Here is a 17,724-nt window from a genome sequence, read left to right as displayed (position 1 = left end):
CATGAGCGGCACGGGCGGTTATGACCAGGTCTACCGGCGCAGCATGGACGACCCCGAGGGGTTCTGGCTGGAGGCGGCGCGCGACATCTCCTGGGTGAACCCGCCGAAGCGGGCGCTGGACGCCGAGCGGGCGCCTTTCTACCGCTGGTTCCCCGGCGCGCGGCTGAACCTGTGCTTCAACGCGCTCGACCGGCACGTGATCGAGGGCCGTGCCGACCAGCCGGCGGTCATCTACGAGAGCCCGGTGACGAGCACGAGGCGCGTGCTGACGTACGCCCAGCTGCTCGACGAGGTCGCGCGCGCGGCCGGCGTGCTCACCGCGCTCGGCGTGGGCAAGGGCGACCGGGTCGTGATCTACCTGCCGATGATCCCCGAGGCGATCGTCTCGATGCTCGCCTGCGCGCGCATCGGCGCCGTGCACTCGGTGGTGTTCGGCGGGTTCGCGCCGGCCGAGCTCGCCGCCCGCATCGACGACGCGCGCCCGACCGTGGTCATCGCCGCCTCGAGCGGCGTCGAGCGCGACCGGGTCGTGCCCTACAAGCCGCTGCTGGACGAGGCGCTGAAGCGCTCGCAGCACCAGCCCGAGCGCTGCCTGGTCGTGCAGCGCGAGCAGGGGCCGGCCGAGCTGGGGGAGCGCGACCTCGACTGGGCCGTCGCGATGCGTCCGGGCGCGGTCGAGCCGGCGGCGGTCGTGCCGGTCGAGGCCACCGACCCGCTGTACGTCCTCTACACCTCGGGCACGACCGGTCGCCCCAAGGGCGTGGTGCGCGACACCGGCGGCTACGCGGTGGCGCTGCGCTGGTCGATGACCAACATCTTCGGGATGCGGCCCGGCGACGTGTGGTTCACCGCCAGCGACGTCGGCTGGGTGGTGGGCCACTCCTACATCGTCTACGCGCCGCTGCTCACCGGCTGCACGACGGTGCTCTACGAGGGCAAGCCGGTCGGGACCCCCGACGCCGGGGAGTTCTGGCGCATCGTCGAGCGCGACCGGGTGGCGGGCATGTTCACCGCGCCCACCGCGATCCGCGCGATCAAGAAGGAGGACCCCGACGGCGAGCTGATGCGCGGGTCGGACCTGTCGTCGCTGCGCACCCTCTTCCTCGCCGGCGAGCGGCTCGACCCCGACACCTGGCAGTGGGCGACCGACCGGCTGCGGGTCGAGGTGATCGACAACTGGTGGCAGACCGAGACCGGGTGGCCCATCGCGGCGAACCCGGTCGGCGTCGAGACCTTCCCGATCCGGCCGGGGTCGGCGACGCGTCCGTCGCCGGGGTTCGACGTGCAGATCCTCGACGAGTCGGGCAACCCCGTGCCGCCGGGCACCGAGGGCGCGGTGTGCATCCGTCTCCCGCTGCCGCCCGGCACGCTCACCACGCTGTGGGGCGACGACGACCGCTACGTCGAGTCCTACCTGTCGGCCTACGAGGGTTACTACCTCACCGGCGACGGCGGCTACGTCGACGAGGACGGATACCTGTGGATCATGGGCCGCACCGACGACGTGCTCAACGTGGCCGGGCACCGGCTGTCGACCGGGTCGCTCGAGGCGGCGCTGGCCGGCCACCCCCAGGTCGCCGAGTGCGCGGTGATCGGGGTGCGCGACGACCTCAAGGGGCAGGTGCCGCGCGCGCTGGTCGTGCTCAAGGGCGCCGACGAGCTGGACGACGCGCAGACCGAACAGCTGCGCGAGGAGCTGGTGCAGCGGGTGCGCGACGAGGTCGGCGCGGTGGCGGCGCTGCGCCAGGTCGACATCGTCCCGGCGCTGCCCAAGACGCGCTCGGGCAAGATCCTGCGCAAGACGATGCGCCAGCTCGCCGACGGTGACGACGCCCCGGTGCCCGGCACGATCGAGGACGCCGGCGTGCTCGACCGGCTGGCGCCGGTGCTGCGCCGCGAGTAGCGCACGGTGGGGCCCACGGTGCGGCGGTGGACCGCCGGGGGGTGCGGTGGGGCGCACGATCCGGCGGTGGTCCGCGAGGGCGTACGCGCGGGGTTAGAGCTCCTCGACCTCGCAGGTGAAGCCCTGCGCGCGCAGCCGCTCGACGAGCACGTTGCCGAGGGCGGTGGCGGGGGTCAGCACGCCGCCGTTCATGCCCGGGGGCAGCGGGCAGCTGTCGCGCTCGAGGGCCAGCGCCAGCGCGCTCTCGCCGAGCATCACGCTGGTGGCGGCATAGCCCGGATCTCCTTGTGCCGCAACGGTGCTGCGGTAGCGCTTGCCGCTGGTGGTGAGCGTGTAGGCGTCCATCCGGAAGAAGCCGCGGGCGCGCTTGCGGTCGCTCGGGCCCTCGCCCGGGGCCGGCACGACCTTGTCGACCAGGGTGCTGAGGAACGGCAGGCTCATCGCCGCCATGCCGGCGCCGAGACCGGCCGCCACGGCGTACGCCGTCGCCGAGCCCACGGCGCCGTCACCCGTGCGCATGACCTCGCGGTAGCGGAACCGCCGGCCGTAGGCGTGCTCGAGCAGGGCGTTGCTGCGCCGCACGACGCGGGTGTTGTAGGTCGCCATGATGAACGGCGCGACCCACGAGCGCGCCTCGTCGGAGTAGCGGACGGCGGCGCTGTCCTTCCACTCGCCGGAGGGCTCCTTCGAGCGGTCGGGGCTGAGCGCGAACTTGTCGAGCGCGACGCGGCGCAGCGAGGGGTCACGGGTGATCTCCTCGAGCTGCTGCCGGGCCGAGGCGACGGTGCCGCCGCTGAACCCGCCGCGCAGCGTGGCGTACGTCGTCGTGTCGGTGAGCTCGCCGGCCTCGTCGGCGCGGGCGCGCTCGGCGGCCATCAGCACCACGAGGTCGGACGGGACCGAGTCGTAGCCGCAGCTGTGCACGATGCGCGCCCCGGTCTCGTCGGCGAGCTGCTGGGCCTGGTCGATCGAGCGACGGACGAACAGCACCTCGCCGGTGAGGTCGACGTAGTCGGTGCCGGTCTCGGCGCACGCGCGGACCAGGGGCAGGCCGTAGGCGGCGTAGGGCCCCACGGTCGAGACGACGACCTTGGTGCGCCGCGCCATGGCGGCCAGCGAGGCGGGGTCGTCGGCGTCGGCGACGATCACCGGCCAGTCGGCGGCGTGCACCCCGAGCCGGGCGCGCGCCTGCTCGACCTTCGCGGCCGAGCGGCCGGCGAGTCCGATGCGGGTGCCGGCCGGCGCGTGCTTGACGAGGTGCTCCGCCGTGAGACGACCGACGAAGCCGGTGGCGCCGAACAGGATCAGGTCGAGCTCGCGGTCCGTCATGGCCGCAGCCTAATCGGCGCCACCGGCGGGCGGTTCAGTCGGCGGCCAGCGCGGCCACCGGCGAGGTGCGGGCGGCCCGTCGCCCCGGCGCCCACGACGCCAGCAGCCCGCACGCGGCGGCGGCCAGCACGACGGCCGTCAGCAGCAGCCACGGCAGCTGCGGCACGGCGCCGGCGGCATAGGTGCCGAGCAGCGCCCGCGTGCCGGCCCAGCCGTAGAGCACCCCCAGCGCGGTGCCGAGCACCGCGGCGACGAGCGCGACGAGCAGCGCCTCGATCGCGAGCGTGCGGCGCACCTGACGACGGGTGAGGCCGAGCGCCCGCAGCAGCGCGGTCTCGCGGCGACGCTCGAGCACGGACAGCCCGAGCGTGTTGGCGACACCGACGAGGGCGATGACCACGGCGACGCCGAGCAGCCCGGTGACGACGGCGAGCATCAGGTTCACCAGGCTGTCCAGCTCGGCGCGGGCGCCGGCGGAGCCCCCGACCTCGACCTCGGTGCCGGCGGTCGCGCGCTGCACGGCGCCGACGACCTGGCCGGCGTCCGCCCCGGGGGACAGCCGCAGCCACATCGCCGCGACCGGGGCGTCGGGCGCGATGCGGGCGAGGTCCTGGGCGGTCACCACGAACGCGTCGAGCGACCGGTCGGTGACGCGGGCCGTCAGGGTGACCGGGCCGAGGCGCACCGGGTCGCCGTCGCCGATGCCGAGGTCGGCGGCGGTCAGCTCGTCGACCAGCACGGTGCCGGGCGCCGCGGCCGTCACGACGCTCGGGTCGCGCAGCACCGCGGTGGCGTCGCTCGGCAGCCCGAGCACCGTCTGCTCGCGGGCGGCTCGGGCCCCGCCGACGCTCACCTTCCCGGCGCGCAGCCGGGCGGTGCGCTCGATCCCGTCGATGCGCTCGACCCGCTCGACCAGGGCCGGCGCGACCGCCTGGCCCTTGGCGTCGAGCGAGACGTCGAGGGCGTACTGACTGTCGACGGCGTCGGCGATGGCCGCGCGGCTGGTCTGTGCCCCGACGAGCATGGTGGCCATCAGGGTGATGCCGACGAGCAGCGCGGTGCTGGTCGCGGCCGTACGTCGGGGGTTGCGCACGGTGTTGTCGGTCGCCAGCTCCCCGGGCACCCCGGCGACCCGGGCGACGCGGCCGAGGCCGCGCGCCAGCAGCGGCACGACCACCGGCGCCACCAGCACCACACCGAGGAAGGACAGCACCCCGCACAGCACGGCCGGGAGCGCCTCGCCGCGCAGCGCCGACACCAGCAGGCCGGTGAAGCCGAGCGCGCCGGTGGTGCCGCCCGCGAGCAGCCGCAGCCGCGAGGCGCGGGTCTGCGCGGGGCCGGACAGCTCGGGGCGCAGCGCGGCCAGGGGCGCGACGCGCGAGGCGCGCCGGGCCGGCTGCAGCGCGGCCAGCACGGTGACCGTGAGACCGACGGCCACCGGCACCAGCAGCTCCAGGGCCGAGACGCGCAGCGACTCGATGGGCAGCTGCACCAGCTGCACGGTGTCGCTGACGGCGGCGAGGGCAGCGACCGGTGCGAGGCCGACGGCGACGCCGACCGCAGACGCAAGCAGCCCGAGCACCACGGCCTCGCCCACGACCGAGCGCGTCACCTGACGGCGCGAGGCGCCGACGCAGCGCAGCAGCGCCAGCTGCCGCGACCGCTGGGCGAGCAGGATCTGGAAGGTGTTGGCGATGACCAGCGCCGACACGAAGATCGCCACGATCGCGAACACCGCGAAGAACATGGTGATCTGGCTGATCCCGACCACCAACCGGTCGACGCGGGCGGCGATCTCGGCGTCGGCAGTGCGCACGGTCACGCCGCTGCCGAGCGCGGCCCGGAGCCGGTCGGCCGTCGCGGCCTGGTCACCGCCCGCGCGCACCAGCAGCGCGTCGTACGCCGTCGTGCCGCTCCACCGGGTCAGCTCGCCCGAGGTGCCGATCACCACGGCGACCCCCGTCGAGCCGGGGACGCGGACGATGCCGGCCACCTGACGCGACTCGGCGCGGCCGGGGGCGCCCCCGACCGTGACGACCGACCCGGTCGTGGCACCGAGGGCGCTCGCGGCGGACTCGCTGAGCACGACCTGGCCAGGCCCCGCGGGCGTACGGCCGGAGAGCAGGACGACCTGGTCCGGGTCGACCGTGCGGGCGACCACGTCGAGCGGTGCACCGTCCGGGCCACGCACGGTGGTCGTCGCGCTCTGCTCGACGTCGACCTGCGTGACGCCCGGCAGCTGACGCACGGTCTGCAGCTGGTCGGCCGTGAGACCCGTTGTGCTGCTTGACTTTCCGGGCGGGCTCACCACGGCGTCGGCGCCGGCAACCTGGGCGGCGGCGAAGCGCTCGACGGTCGCGTTGAGCGTCGAGCGCATCGCGAGGGTGGCGGTGAGGAAGGCGACGCCGAGCACGACGGCGACGGCCGGTGCGAGCCAGCGGCGCAGGCCGTGCCGCAGCTCGGCCAGGGTGACCGATCCCATGTCAGGCCCCCAGTCCGCGCAGCGCGTCGAGCACCGTGTCGGCGGTCGGGCGCTGCAGCTCGCCCTGGAGGCGCCCGTCGGCGAGCAGCACCACGCGGTCGGCGTAGGCGGCGGCGCCGGGGTCGTGGGTCACCATGACGACGGTCTGTCCCATCTCGTGCACCGACGCACGCAGGGCTGCCAGCAGGCCGGCGCCGGTGACCGAGTCGAGCGCGCCGGTCGGCTCGTCGGCGAACACCACGGCCGGGCGCGAGATCAGGGCTCGCGCCACCGCGACCCGCTGCTGCTGGCCGCCCGACAGCTCGCTCGGCCGGTGCTGCAGGCGGTCGCCGAGGCCGAGCACGCCGATCACGTGGTCCCACCAGGCCGGGTCCGGCCGCTGACCGGCGAGCCGCAGCGGCAGCCGGACGTTGTCGGCCGCGCTCAGCGTCGGCAGCAGGTTGAAGCTCTGGAAGACGAAGCCGACGTGGTCGCGGCGGACCCGGGTGAGCTGGTCGTCGGACAGCCCGGTCAGCGACCGGCCACCGAGCACCACCTCGCCCGCGGTGAGCGTGTCGAGGCCGGCGAGGCAGTGCATGAGCGTCGACTTGCCGGACCCTGACGGGCCCATGATCGCGGTGAACCGGCCCCGGCCGAACGCCACGTCGACGTGGTCGAGCGCCACGACCTGGGCGTCGCCCTGGCCGTACGTCTTCACCAGGCCACGGCCCACGACCGCGGCGGCGTTGGTGTCGGCGCCGATCGGTGCGGGCCGGTCGGACGGTGCGGTGGTGGTGTGCACGGGGTTCCCCTCTGTCGGCTGAACGTCGTTGTCGACGTTAGGGATTCGAGGGTGGGTGGCACATCGTGCGACCGTCTCGACCTGCCTACGACCGCGGTATGACCGGCGCGGCTCGCGCGGGCGACCGCGGGTGGAGCTAGAGCGGGTGGAGCGAGAGCGGGTGGAGCGGGAGCGGGTGGGGCGGGAGCGCTAGTCCCCGACGCGCACCAGGCCGGTCTCGTAGCACAGCACGACCATCTGCACCCGGTCGCGCAGGTCGAGCTTGGCCAGGATGCGGCTGATGTGCGTCTTGACCGTCGGCTCGGCGAGGAACAGCTCGCTCGCGATCTCGCCGTTGGACAGGCCCCGGCCGACGGCGACCAGGACCTCGCGCTCGCGCGGCGTCAGCACGTCGAGCCGAGCGGTGCGGTCGGCCGCCTCGGCGCTGGGCAGCGTGGGCACCACCTGTTCGAGCAGCCGCCGGGTGGCCGACGGGGCGACCACCGAGTCCCCGGCGTGGATGGCGCGGATCGCCAGCAGCAGCTCCTCGGGCCCGGCGTCCTTGAGCAGGAAGCCGGAGGCGCCGGCGCGCAGGGCGGCGAAGACGTACTCGTCGAGGTCGAACGTCGTGAGCACCAGCACCCGGGGCGTGGGGTCGAGCGCGCTGACCTGCTCGGTGGCGGCGACCCCGTCGAGGCGCGGCATGCGCACGTCCATCAGCACCACGTCGACCGCGTCGGGGGCCGGGCGCAGCAGGTCGATCGCCTCCTGGCCGTCGCCGGCCTCGGCCACGACGGCCATGTCGCGCTGGGCGTCGAGCACCATGCGGAAGCCCGCCCGCACCATCTGCTGGTCGTCGACGAGCATCAGTCGGATCGTGTCGGTCATGTCGCGGAAGTCCTTTCCCCACTAGGAATCTCGGCGGTCACCACGAAGCCCCCGCCCGGGCGCGGACCGGTGCGCAACGACCCGCCCAGCACCGACGTACGCTCTCGCATCCCGACCAGGCCGTGCCCGTGCTGGTCGTCGGCGCCGGGCAGCAGGCCGCGCCCGGTGTCGCTGACCGTCACCTCGAGCCGGTCGTCGGCCCGGGTGATGGTGACGGACGCGGTGGCGTCGGGACCGCCGTGCTTGATGACGTTGGTGAGCGCCTCCTGCACGACGCGGTATGCCGCGGCGCCGACCTCGCGCGGCAGCCCCTCCAGCGCGCCGTCGGTCTCGAGCTGGACGGGCAGGCCCGCGTCGCGCACCCGGTCGACGAGGGTGGCGATGTCGCCTGCGCCGGCCGACGGCGCGAGCTCGGCGGCCGAGCCCTCCTCGCGCAGCACCCCCACGAGGCGGCGGGTCTCGGCCAGCGCCTCGCGGCTGGTCGCGCCGATGGTCTCCAGGGCGTCGGCCGCGGTGCCGACCGAGCCGGTGTGGCGCACGGCGTAGGCCGCGCCGTCGGACTGCACGACGATCACCGCCAGCGCGTGCGCGACGACGTCGTGCATCTCGCGGGCGATGCGGGTGCGCTCGCTCTGCGCGGCGAGCTGGGCGTGCTGGTCGCGCTCGCGCTCGGCGTCCTCGGCCCGGGCGCGCAGCTGCAGCACGAGCTGGCGCCGGCGGCGGGCCGCGTCGCCCAGCGCGGCCGCGGCCACGGTCACCGCCAGGCACATCACCGCCGTGATGACGAACAGCCGCCACGGGAAGCCGGCCCCCGGCTCGACCGCGGCGAACTCGGCCCAGTCGGCCCCGGCGACCAGCGCGCCTACGGCGCAGACGCTGAGGCCGAGCACGAGCTCGAGGTTGCTCGAGGCCCAGGCCGCGAGGGAGTACAGCGCGAACAGGAGTGCGATGTTGGCCGCGATCACGTTGTCGGAGAACGGGACCTGGCTGAGCGTCGCCAGCGCGACCGTCCCGAACACCACGACGGGGTGGGCCCGTCGCCAGGCGAGCGGCACGATCTGCACGGTCGCGACGACGGCGAGAACGGCCGGTTGGGCGCCGACGAGGTAGGGCAGGCCGGCAAACGTCCACAGCAGGCCGACGAGCAGCCAGTCACCCCAGGTGGGGCGCGTCGGCTGCTCCAGCAGCGGCTCGGTGCGCACGCCGTGAGCCTAGGCGAGCCGCTCCTACCTCAAGAATGAGCGAGGCGGATCGGCATGCCGATCCGCCTCGCTCACTCTGGGAGGGTTTGGCGGCGCTAGAGGATGTTCCAGGCCTCGGTGAGCACCCCGCGCAGGATCCGCTCGATCTCGTCGAACTCGGCCTGGCCGCAGATCAGCGGCGGCGCGAGCTGGACGACCGGGTCGCCGCGGTCGTCGGCGCGGCAGTAGAGCCCGGCGTCGAACAGCGCCTTCGACAGGAAGCCGCGCAGCATCCGCTCGGCCTCGTCGTCGTTGAACGTCTCGCGGGTCTCCTTGTCCTTGACCAGCTCGATCCCGTAGAAGTAGCCCTCCCCGCGCACGTCACCGACGATCGGCAGGTCGCCGAGCTTCTCCAGCGTGCGCCGGAAGGCCGGGGCGTTCTGGTGCACGCGGTCGTTCAGGGTCTCCCGCTCGAAGATGTCCAGGTTGGCCATCGCGACGGCGGCCGACACGGGGTGGCCGCCGAAGGTGTAGCCGTGCGGGAAGGACGTCGCGCCCTGCTTGAACGGCTCGAACAGCCGGTCGCTCGCGATCATCGCGCCGATGGGGGAGTAGCCCGAGGTCATGCCCTTGGCGCAGGTGATCATGTCGGGCACGTAGCCGAAGTCGTCGCAGGCGAACATCGATCCGATGCGGCCGAACGCGCAGATCACCTCGTCGGAGACGAGCAGCACGTCGTACTCGTCGCAGATCTCGCGCACGCGCTCGAAGTATCCGGGCGGCGGCGGGAAGCAACCGCCGGCGTTCTGCACCGGCTCGAGGAAGACGGCGGCAACCGTGTCGGGGCCCTCGAACTCGATGGCCTCGGCGATGCGGTCGGCGGCCCAGCGGCCGAAAGCCTTTGCGTCAGAACGCAGCTCGTCGCTGGGCGCGCGGTAGATGTTGGTGTTGGGCACCTTGAACGCGCCCGGCACCAGCGGCTCGAACATCTCCTTCAGCGGCGGCAGCCCGGTGATCGACAGGGCGCCCTGCGGGGTGCCGTGGTAAGCGATCGAGCGACTGATCACCTTGTGCTTGCCCGGCTTGCCGGTGAGCTTGAAGTACTGCTTCGCGAGCTTCCAGGCGGTCTCGACCGCCTCGCCGCCACCGGTGGTGAAGAAGACCCGGTTGAGATCGCCGGGGGCGTACCCCGCGAGCCGCTCGGCGAGGTCGATGGCCGGCGGGTGGGCGTAGGACCAGATGGGGAAGAAGGCCAGGTCGCGCGCCTGCTTCGCGGCGGCCTCGGCGAGCTCCTCGCGCCCGTGACCGGCCTGCACGACGAACAGCCCGGAGAGGCCGTCGAGGTACTTCTTGCCGTCGGCGTCCCAGATGTAGGCGCCCTCGCCCTTGACGATCGTCGGCACGGTCTGCCCGAGCCCGCCGGTCTCGGTCGGCTCGTAGACCGACTGCCGGGTGAAGTGACCCCACAGGTGGTCGCGGGCGGCGTCGTAGCGCGGGGTGCCCTTCGGCGTCGTGCCGACGCCCTCGGGGGTGCCGTCGGTGGTGGTCGTGTTGGTCGTGCTCGTGCTCATCTCGCTCCCCAGTCGTAGCGTTGCTTGTTCAGCTTGAGGTACTGGAACGTCTCGGTGGCGGTCACGCCCCGGGTGCCGCGGATCGTCTTCTGCAGCAGCGTGAGCAGGTGGTCGTCGTCGGTGCAGACCACCTCGACGAGCAGGTCGTAGCGCCCGGTCGTGCTCACGACGTAGGACACCTCCTCGAGCGCGCTCAGCCGGTCGGCGACCCGCTGGCTGTCGCCGGTGGTGCTGATGCCGATGAGCGCCTGCCGGGTGAAGCCGACCTGCGCGGGGTCGGTGACGGCGACGATCTGCACCAGGTCGCTGTCGAGCAGGCGCTGGATGCGTTGTCGCACGGCGGCCTCGGAGAGACCGACCTCGCGGGCGATGGTGGCGTACGGCGTGCGGCCGTCGTGCTGCAGGATGCGCACGATCGCCTTGGCGACCTCGTCGAGCACGACGGGACCCGTGGAGGCGGGGCGCGCAGGTGCCGACATGCGGCCATGGTGCCGCGGAATCCGTGGTCTGACAAGCATTCCACGAAGGATTCCGAAGGTCGGGGTCCGCGGCTTATGCTGATCCTGGTGTCTCGCCAGCGTCGTCGAGGCACCGCACGACTCGCCCGGCGACCGTCCGGGCACGCGGCAGACGACGCTCGCCCCCGACGGAAGTGAGCAGCGCGGCATGGCACTCAGCGCGTTCGACCTCTACTCGATCGGCATCGGCCCGTCGTCCTCGCACACGGTGGGGCCGATGCGCGCCGCGAAGACCTTCGTCGACGGCGTCGTGGCCGACGGCCGGCTCGACCGGGTCGCCCGCGTGCAGGCCGAGCTGTTCGGCTCGCTGGGCGCGACCGGGCACGGCCACGGCTCCGACAAGGCGGTGCTGCTGGGCCTCGAGGGCGAGACGCCCGAGGGGTGCGACACCGGCAGCGCCGACGAGCGCGTCGCGACGATCAAGAGCGGCCGCGAGGTGCGGCTCGCGGGCCGGCACACCGTCGCGTTCGACCCCGACGCCGACCTGGTGATGCACCGGCGCAAGTCGCTCCCGACCCACCCCAACGGCATGACCTTCCGGGCGTACGACGACGCCGGCGAGGTCCTCGCCGAGCACACCTACTACTCGGTCGGCGGCGGCTTCGTGGTCGACGAGTCCGCGACCGGCGCGGACCGGGTGGTCCAGGACGACACCCGGCTCCCGCTCTACTTCACCACCGGCGCCCAGCTGCTCGAGATCTGCGAGCGCGAGGGGCTCAGCGTCAGCGAGGTGATGTGGCGCAACGAGCGGGTCTGGCGCACCGACGAGGAGATCCGCGACGGGATGCTGCGCATCTGGTCGGTCATGGCCGAGTGCGTCCAGAACGGCATCGAGCACGAGGGCACCCTGCCCGGCGGGCTGAAGGTGCCGCGGCGGGCCCCCGCGCTGCACCAGGCGCTCACCCGGGGCGAGCTGCGCGAGGACCCGCTGCGCGTCATGGACTGGGTCAACCTGTTCGCGCTCGCGGTCAACGAGGAGAACGCCTCCGGCGGCCGCGTCGTCACCGCGCCGACCAACGGGGCGGCCGGGATCATCCCCGCCGTCCTGCACTACTACGTGCGGTTCGTCGACGGCGCCGACGACGACGCGATCGTGAAGTTCCTGCTGACGGCCGCCGCCATCGGCATCCTGTTCAAGGAGAACGCCTCCATCTCCGGCGCCGAGGTCGGCTGCCAGGGCGAGGTCGGCTCGGCCTGCGCGATGGCCTCCGGCGCGCTGTGCGAGGTGCTGGGCGGCACCCCCACCCAGGTCGAGAACGCCGCCGAGATCGGCATCGAGCACAACCTCGGCCTGACCTGCGACCCGGTCGGCGGTCTCGTGCAGATCCCGTGCATCGAGCGCAACGCCATCGCCTCGGTCAAGGCGATCAACGCGGCCCGCCTGTCGCTGAACGGCAGCGGCGTGCACACGGTCTCGCTCGACAAGGCCATCAAGACCATGCGCGACACCGGTCGCGACATGTCCGTGAAGTACAAGGAGACCGCCCGCGGCGGCCTCGCGGTCAACGTCATCGAGTGCTGACGACCCGCTGATCGAGGGCGTACCCCACGGATACGCTCGACCACGTCAACGACGACAACGAAGGAGCCCCCAGTGAGCACCTCACCCCGCGCCCTGCGCAACTTCATCGACGGCAGCTATGCCGATGCGCAGACCGACGCGACGCAGGACATCGTCAACCCGTCCACCGGCCAGGTCGTGGCCAAGGCGCCGGTGTCCAGCGAGGCCGACGTCGACGCGGCCTACTCCGCCGCGGAGCGCGCCTTCGGCGAGTGGGGCCAGACCACGCCGGGGGAGCGCCAGGAGGCGCTGCTGAAGTTCGCCGACGCCATCGAGAAGCGGGCCGACGACTTCGTCAAGCTCGAGGCCGAGAACACCGGCAAGCCGTACGCCCTGACCACCACCGAGGAGGTGCCGGTCATGGTCGACCAGCTGCGCTTCTTCGCCGGCGCCGCGCGCGTGCTCGAGGGCCGCGCCTCGGCGGAGTACATGAAGGGGCACACCTCGTGGATCCGGCGCGAGCCGATCGGCGTCGTCGGCCAGGTGACCCCGTGGAACTACCCGATGATGATGGCGATGTGGAAGATCGCCCCGGCGCTCGCCGCGGGCAACACCATCGTCCTCAAGCCGAGCGACACCACGCCCGAGACCACGCTGCTCATGGCCGAGCTGGCCGCGGAGTTCCTGCCGGCCGGCACGTTCAACGTGATCACCGGCGACCGCAGCACCGGCCAGGCGCTGGTCGAGCACAAGACCCCGCAGCTGGTCGCGATCACCGGCTCGGTGCGCGCCGGGATCCAGGTGGCCGAGTCGGCCGCCAAGGACGTCAAGCGGGTGCACCTCGAGCTCGGCGGCAAGGCCCCGGTCATCGTCTTCGACGACGCCGACATCGAGGCCGCGGTCGAGGGCATCGCGACCGCCGGATACTTCAACGCCGGCCAGGACTGCACCGCCGCCACCCGCGTGCTCGCGGCCCCGCGGGTGCACGACGACTTCGTCGCGGCGCTCGCCGACTACGCCAAGAGCAACGCCAAGGTCGGCATGCCCGACGACGACGACGCGCTGTTCGGCCCGGTCAACAACAGCACCCAGCTGGCCCACGTCACGGGCATGCTCGAGCGGCTGCCGCAGCACGCCAGCATCGCAACCGGTGGCAACCGGGTGAGCAGCCTCGGCGACGGCTTCTTCCTGGAGCCGACGGTCGTCGACGGGCTCAAGCAGGACGACGAGGCGATCCAGAACGAGATCTTCGGCCCGGTCATCACCGTGCAGACCTTCACCGACGAGGCCGAGGCGATCGCCTGGGCCAACGGGGTGCAGTACGGCCTCGCCTCCTCGGTCTGGACCAAGGACTTCGGCCGTGCCATGCGGGTCTCCAAGGCGCTCGACTTCGGCTGCGTCTGGATCAACACCCACATCCCGCTCGTCGCCGAGATGCCGCACGGCGGCTTCAAGCACAGCGGTTACGGCAAGGACCTGTCGATGTACGGCTTCGAGGACTACACGCGCATCAAGCACGTGATGGCCAACATCGACAGCTGACCGTCACGACCCGAACGACACGCGAGGCGGACCGGCGCGGCCGGTCCGCCTCGTCGACGGCGGCACACATACGACGACGGCGGCACACGAAACTTCTGTGCCGCCGTCGCTGTATCTGTGCCGCCCTTGTCAGCAGGCGGAGTCGTGCTCGTACTCGAACAGCATCATCCGGGTGATCGGGCCGGCGATCCCGTCGACGCCGGTGCCGTGGCACGGGCCGTGGGTCGCCTGCTCGTTGCGGACGGCCGATAGGGTCGCGGACCCGAACGACCCGTCGATCGCGAGGGTGCGACTGCGGGCGAGGCCGATCTGCAGGCTGCGCACGGCGTCGCCGGTGTCGCCGTAGCGCACCGTCTGGCGAGCGAACAGTCGGTAGAAGTCGGCGCGGGCGAGCTTGCCGGTGACCGTCAGGCCCTCGGCTCGCTGGAACGCCTGGACCGCAGCCTGGGTCTGGTAGCCGAAGCTGCCGTCGACCGCGAGGCTCGGCGCCCAGCGGCGCAGCAGCAGCTGCGTCATCGCGACCGGGCGGTAGGTCGACCCCGCCTCGTCCCGGCGGCCGAGCCCCATCGTGTCGATCACGAAGTTGCTCGGCACCGACGTGGTGGTCGCGGTGGTCGTCGCGGTGCGGTTGGTGGCGGACGGGATGGGTGGCGCCGGGTCGGCGCTGGCGCTGGGCGTTCCGACCCCCAGCGTCGTGACGAGTGCGCCGGCGGCGCACAGAGCAACGGTGGTGCTGCGCAGGTGCTGCATGTCTCCCCCTTGCCTCTCGGCCCGCGGGAGCCCGCGGGCCCGCGACGGGTTGTCGCACGAGAAGGACGTACGACCGCGGCCGGGGATGGCGCAGGAGAGGATCCTCTCCCGGCCTTGCCGCCACCGCCCTACCCGCTGTACGCCTTCAGCGCCTCGGGGAGCACCTCGCCCGCGCGCCCGCGCACCACGACGGCGGCCAGCTCGTCGAGCGGGGTCTCCTCGTCGTTGACGATGGCGAGCCGGCCGCCGCTGGTGATGGTCTCCATAGGCAGCCCCGCCGCGGGGAACACCTGCAGCGAGCTGCCGACCGCGATCATCAGGTCGGCCTCGCCCGCGAGCCGCTCGGCCGCGGCGATCGCCTCGGGGAACAGCACCTGCCCGAAGCTCACCGTGGCCGACTTCACCAGGCCGCCGCACCCGGGGCAGCGCGGGTCCGCCTCGCCGGCGTCGAGCAGCCCGACGACCCAGTCGTGGTCGGCGCGGAAGCCGCAGCCGTCGGGCACGCCGCCGAGCGGGCGCTCACCGATGCACATGACCTCGCGGGCGGTGCCGTGCACCTCGACGACGGTCCGCGCACCGGCCTCCTGGTGGAGTCCGTCGATGTTCTGGGTGATCACGCCGAGCCCCTGGTCGGAGCGCTCGAGCCGCGCCACGGCCCGGTGCGCTGCGTTGGGCCGTGGCGCGGCGTCGAAGAACTCGCGGCGCATCTGCCAGGACTGCCGACGCACGTCGGGGTCGTCGACGTAGCGCTCGAAGGTCAGCTGGGTCGGGTCGTACCGGGTCCACACCCCACCCGGCGAGCGGAAGTCGGGGATGCCGGACTCGGTCGAGATGCCGGCCCCGCTGAACACCACCACCCGGGCGCTGCGGGCGACCAGGTCGGCGAGCTCGGCGATGCTGTCGGGCGCGACGGCGGACATGCGCTCCACCGTACGTCGCGGGTCACTCGCAGGTGACCGCGCGGTACATGATCGAGATCACCGTGGGCTTGTTGCGCGCGAGGAAGTACGTCAGGTCGCCCTTGGTGATGACCGGCCCGTCGTTGAAGACCGTCCCCTCCTCGTTGAGCTCCGCCCCGGGGACCATGCTCATGACCTGCTCCTGGGTGAAGCCGATGCCCACGCCGTACGGCGCGTTGATCGGCTTGCCGCTGTCGCGGTCGATGGTCCAGCTCTTGATGCGCATCGGCGCACCGTTGGGCGCCTCGCCGTAGAACGACATGTCGCCGTAGTCCAGCGTCACCGTCGGGCCGGTGTCGCCGCTCAGCTCGCAGACCTTGCCGGTCCGCTTCGTGGGCGTCCCGAGCGCGGGGTTCACCGCGCCGGTGACCGTGTCGACGGAGGCGGGCAGGCCGACCCCGTTGACCTTGCCGTCCGGCGTGAGCCGGACCCGACCGGCCTGCTGGCCCGACCCCTCCGACTCGCTCGCGCCGGGCGACTGGCTCGTGCTCGGCGCGTGGCTGGACGACGCACCCGAGCCGGAGCCGGAGTCGTGCGTCGAGCTGGCGCTGGGCGTGGCCGGTGAGCCGGCGCCCCCGCTGCCGGGATCGACGTCCTGCTGGCAGGCCGACAGCGTGAACGCTGCGGCGGCGGCCAGCACGGCGGCGGCGCTGCGGGCGGTACGAGTGGTGGTGCGGTGCATGACGTTCCCCTTCGTCAGATCTTCGCGGCGGGCGCCGCGTTCCCCTGGTCGACGGGCGCCCGGGCGCCATGGTGCCAGGCCGAGAGGATCCTCGCGCGGCCGGGCTGCGGACCTGGCGAGCGCGTGTCGCGCCCGGGTGAGACGCTGGCTCCATGAGCGATGCAGCAACGGTGCTGGGGCAGGTCGAGAAGCGACTCTTCATCGGTGGGGAGTGGCGCGACGCCGAGGGCGGCAAGACCCTCGAGGTCGACAATCCGGCGACGGGGGAGCGGCTGGTCGACGTGGCCGACGCCTCGGTCGCCGACGGCGACGCGGCGCTGACCGCTGCGGCCGAGGCGCAGGCCGACTGGGCCGCCACCGCGCCGCGCGAGCGGGGCGAGCTGCTGCGCGCGGCGTACGACCTGATCGTCGAGCGCACCGACGACCTGGCGCTGCTGATGACCCTCGAGATGGGCAAGCCGATCGCCGAGGCCAAGGGCGAGGTGACGTACGGCTCGGAGTTCTTCCGATGGTTCTCCGAGGAGGCGGTGCGCATCTCGGGCCGCTGGTCCACCGCGCCCAACGGCGCCACCCGGCTGGTCACCATGAAGCAGCCGGTCGGCCCGACGCTGATGATCACGCCGTGGAACTTCCCGCTGGCGATGGGCACCCGCAAGATCGGCCCGGCGATCGCGGCCGGTTGCACGATGGTCGTCAAGCCCGCGGCCGAGACGCCGCTGACGATGCTGGCGCTGGCCCAGATCCTCGAGGAGGTCGGGCTGCCCAAGGGCGTGCTCAACGTCGTCACGACCAGTGACTCCGGCGGCGTGATGGAGCCGCTGATCCGCGACCCGCGCACCCGCAAGCTCACCTTCACCGGCTCGACCCCGGTCGGTCGCCGGCTCGTCGAGCAGTCCGCCGACCAGCTGCTGCGCGTGTCGATGGAGCTGGGCGGCAACGCGCCGTTCATCGTCTTCGGCGACGCCGACGTCGACGCGGCGGTCGAGGGCGCGATGCTGGCCAAGATGCGCAACATCGGTGAGGCGTGCACCGCCGCCAACCGGTTCTACGTCCACGCCGACCTGGCCCAGGAGTTCTCCCGCAAGCTGGCCGACCGGATGGGCGCGATGACCGTCGGCGACGGCACCCAGGACGGCGTCGAGGTCGGTCCGCTCATCAACGCCAAGGCCGTCGACAAGGTCACCGCGCTCGTCGACGACGCCACCGAGCGCGGCGCCAACGTCGTCACCGGCGGCACCGCGAGCGACGAGCCGGGTTACTTCTACCCGCCGACGGTGCTCACCGACGTGCCGCTCGAGGCGCAGATGGTGCGCGAGGAGATCTTCGGCCCGGTCGCCGGCATCCAGACCTTCACCGACGACGACGACGCGATCCGCCGCGCCAACGACACCGAGTACGGCCTCGTCGCCTACTTCTTCACCAAGGACCTGTCGCGCGCGCTGCGCGTCAGCGAGGCGCTGGAGTACGGCATGGTCGGCGTCAACCAGGGCATCGTGTCCAACCCGGCGGCGCCGTTCGGCGGCGTGAAGGCGTCCGGCTTCGGCCGCGAGGGCGGCTTCGAGGGCATCGAGGAGTACCTCGAGACGAAGTACGTCGGCCTCGCCCTCTGAGCGCGGCCGCGGCACCCCCTGTGGATAACTTCCGCAGGGGGTGCTTCT

The 17,724-nt window shown here is 73.0% G+C and carries 14 protein-coding genes; 4 read left to right on the top strand and 10 right to left on the bottom strand.

Going from position 1 to position 17,724, the window contains the following annotated elements:
* Position 1: 1 nt before the first annotated feature.
* Complete coding sequence (locus FB554_RS09160) at positions 2 to 1,903, top strand: propionyl-CoA synthetase (protein ID WP_142005675.1); 1,902 nt, start codon at positions 2 to 4, stop codon at positions 1,901 to 1,903.
* 93 nt (positions 1,904 to 1,996) lie between these two features.
* Here the strand turns inward: FB554_RS09160 and FB554_RS09155 are convergent, their stop codons facing one another.
* The 7 genes from FB554_RS09155 to FB554_RS09125 form a co-directional block, all read right to left on the bottom strand.
* Positions 1,997 to 3,232, bottom strand: a complete 1,236-nt coding sequence (locus FB554_RS09155; protein ID WP_142005674.1) for a saccharopine dehydrogenase family protein — start codon at positions 3,230 to 3,232, stop codon at positions 1,997 to 1,999.
* Positions 3,233 to 3,266: 34 nt separating this feature from the next.
* Positions 3,267 to 5,714: an ABC transporter permease gene (locus FB554_RS09150; protein WP_142005673.1), complete on the bottom strand. Its 2,448-nt coding sequence runs from the start codon at positions 5,712 to 5,714 to the stop codon at positions 3,267 to 3,269.
* A 1-nt stretch (position 5,715) separates the two neighbouring features.
* On the bottom strand, positions 5,716 to 6,495 hold the full coding sequence (locus tag FB554_RS09145; protein ID WP_142005672.1) for an ABC transporter ATP-binding protein: 780 nt from the start codon (positions 6,493 to 6,495) through the stop codon (positions 5,716 to 5,718).
* Positions 6,496 to 6,684: 189 nt separating this feature from the next.
* Positions 6,685 to 7,362 (bottom strand): response regulator transcription factor, encoded by a 678-nt coding sequence (locus FB554_RS09140; protein ID WP_142005671.1) that lies wholly within the window; start codon positions 7,360 to 7,362, stop codon positions 6,685 to 6,687.
* Positions 7,359 to 8,564 (bottom strand): sensor histidine kinase, encoded by a 1,206-nt coding sequence (locus FB554_RS09135; protein WP_142005670.1) that lies wholly within the window; start codon positions 8,562 to 8,564, stop codon positions 7,359 to 7,361. Before FB554_RS09135 ends, FB554_RS09140 begins: the two co-directional genes overlap by 4 nt.
* A gap of 95 nt (positions 8,565 to 8,659) precedes the next feature.
* On the bottom strand, positions 8,660 to 10,114 hold the full coding sequence (locus FB554_RS09130; protein WP_142005669.1) for an aspartate aminotransferase family protein: 1,455 nt from the start codon (positions 10,112 to 10,114) through the stop codon (positions 8,660 to 8,662).
* A complete protein-coding gene (locus FB554_RS09125) occupies positions 10,111 to 10,593 on the bottom strand; it encodes an Lrp/AsnC family transcriptional regulator (protein WP_142005668.1) in 483 nt (160 codons plus the stop codon). Before FB554_RS09125 ends, FB554_RS09130 begins: the two co-directional genes overlap by 4 nt.
* 187 nt (positions 10,594 to 10,780) lie before the next feature.
* Here FB554_RS09125 and FB554_RS09120 point away from each other — a divergent pair, with 187 nt between their 5' ends.
* Together FB554_RS09120 and FB554_RS09115 are read left to right on the top strand one after the other, a co-directional pair.
* The gene (locus FB554_RS09120; RefSeq protein ID WP_142005667.1) at positions 10,781 to 12,154 is read left to right on the top strand and encodes an L-serine ammonia-lyase; all 1,374 of its coding nucleotides are present in this window, start codon (positions 10,781 to 10,783) and stop codon (positions 12,152 to 12,154) included.
* Positions 12,155 to 12,226: 72 nt separating this feature from the next.
* Positions 12,227 to 13,675, top strand: a complete 1,449-nt coding sequence (locus FB554_RS09115; RefSeq protein WP_142005666.1) for a gamma-aminobutyraldehyde dehydrogenase — start codon at positions 12,227 to 12,229, stop codon at positions 13,673 to 13,675.
* Between the two features lie 129 nt (positions 13,676 to 13,804).
* Here FB554_RS09115 and FB554_RS09110 read toward each other — a convergent pair whose 3' ends face one another.
* From FB554_RS09110 to FB554_RS09100, 3 genes are all read right to left on the bottom strand, one after another.
* Positions 13,805 to 14,425 carry a peptidoglycan-binding domain-containing protein gene (locus tag FB554_RS09110; protein WP_142005665.1) on the bottom strand — a complete coding sequence of 207 codons (621 nt, stop codon included), beginning with the start codon at positions 14,423 to 14,425 and terminating at the stop codon, positions 13,805 to 13,807.
* 128 nt (positions 14,426 to 14,553) lie between these two features.
* Positions 14,554 to 15,345, bottom strand: a complete 792-nt coding sequence (locus tag FB554_RS09105) for an SIR2 family NAD-dependent protein deacylase (protein WP_142005664.1) — start codon at positions 15,343 to 15,345, stop codon at positions 14,554 to 14,556.
* A 22-nt stretch (positions 15,346 to 15,367) separates the two neighbouring features.
* The gene (locus tag FB554_RS09100) at positions 15,368 to 16,066 is read right to left on the bottom strand and encodes a hypothetical protein (RefSeq protein WP_142005663.1); all 699 of its coding nucleotides are present in this window, start codon (positions 16,064 to 16,066) and stop codon (positions 15,368 to 15,370) included.
* Positions 16,067 to 16,218: 152 nt separating this feature from the next.
* Between FB554_RS09100 and FB554_RS09095 the strand changes: the two genes are divergently transcribed.
* Positions 16,219 to 17,676, top strand: coding sequence for an NAD-dependent succinate-semialdehyde dehydrogenase (locus tag FB554_RS09095; RefSeq protein WP_142005662.1), 1,458 nt, complete (start codon positions 16,219 to 16,221; stop codon positions 17,674 to 17,676).
* The last annotated feature ends 48 nt before the right edge of the window (positions 17,677 to 17,724 follow it).

It is taken from the genome of Barrientosiimonas humi, assembly GCF_006716095.1.
Taxonomy (GTDB): domain Bacteria; phylum Actinomycetota; class Actinomycetes; order Actinomycetales; family Dermatophilaceae; genus Barrientosiimonas; species Barrientosiimonas humi.
This window is presented reverse-complemented; position numbering and strand designations above follow the sequence as displayed.

What these genes read in the sequence shown, in the direction of transcription:
- FB554_RS09160 (WP_142005675.1), top strand. Translation starts at nt 2, where the DNA reads ATGAGCGGCACGGGCGGTTATGACCAGGTCTACCGGCGCAGCATGGAC.
- FB554_RS09155 (WP_142005674.1), bottom strand. Translation starts at nt 3,232, where the DNA reads ATGACGGACCGCGAGCTCGACCTGATCCTGTTCGGCGCCACCGGCTTC.
- FB554_RS09150 (WP_142005673.1), bottom strand. Translation starts at nt 5,714, where the DNA reads ATGGGATCGGTCACCCTGGCCGAGCTGCGGCACGGCCTGCGCCGCTGG.
- FB554_RS09140 (WP_142005671.1), bottom strand. Translation starts at nt 7,362, where the DNA reads ATGACCGACACGATCCGACTGATGCTCGTCGACGACCAGCAGATGGTG.
- FB554_RS09130 (WP_142005669.1), bottom strand. Translation starts at nt 10,114, where the DNA reads ATGAGCACGAGCACGACCAACACGACCACCACCGACGGCACCCCCGAG.
- FB554_RS09125 (WP_142005668.1), bottom strand. Translation starts at nt 10,593, where the DNA reads ATGTCGGCACCTGCGCGCCCCGCCTCCACGGGTCCCGTCGTGCTCGAC.
- FB554_RS09120 (WP_142005667.1), top strand. Translation starts at nt 10,781, where the DNA reads ATGGCACTCAGCGCGTTCGACCTCTACTCGATCGGCATCGGCCCGTCG.
- FB554_RS09110 (WP_142005665.1), bottom strand. Translation starts at nt 14,425, where the DNA reads ATGCAGCACCTGCGCAGCACCACCGTTGCTCTGTGCGCCGCCGGCGCA.
- FB554_RS09105 (WP_142005664.1), bottom strand. Translation starts at nt 15,345, where the DNA reads ATGTCCGCCGTCGCGCCCGACAGCATCGCCGAGCTCGCCGACCTGGTC.
- FB554_RS09100 (WP_142005663.1), bottom strand. Translation starts at nt 16,066, where the DNA reads ATGCACCGCACCACCACTCGTACCGCCCGCAGCGCCGCCGCCGTGCTG.
- FB554_RS09095 (WP_142005662.1), top strand. Translation starts at nt 16,219, where the DNA reads ATGAGCGATGCAGCAACGGTGCTGGGGCAGGTCGAGAAGCGACTCTTC.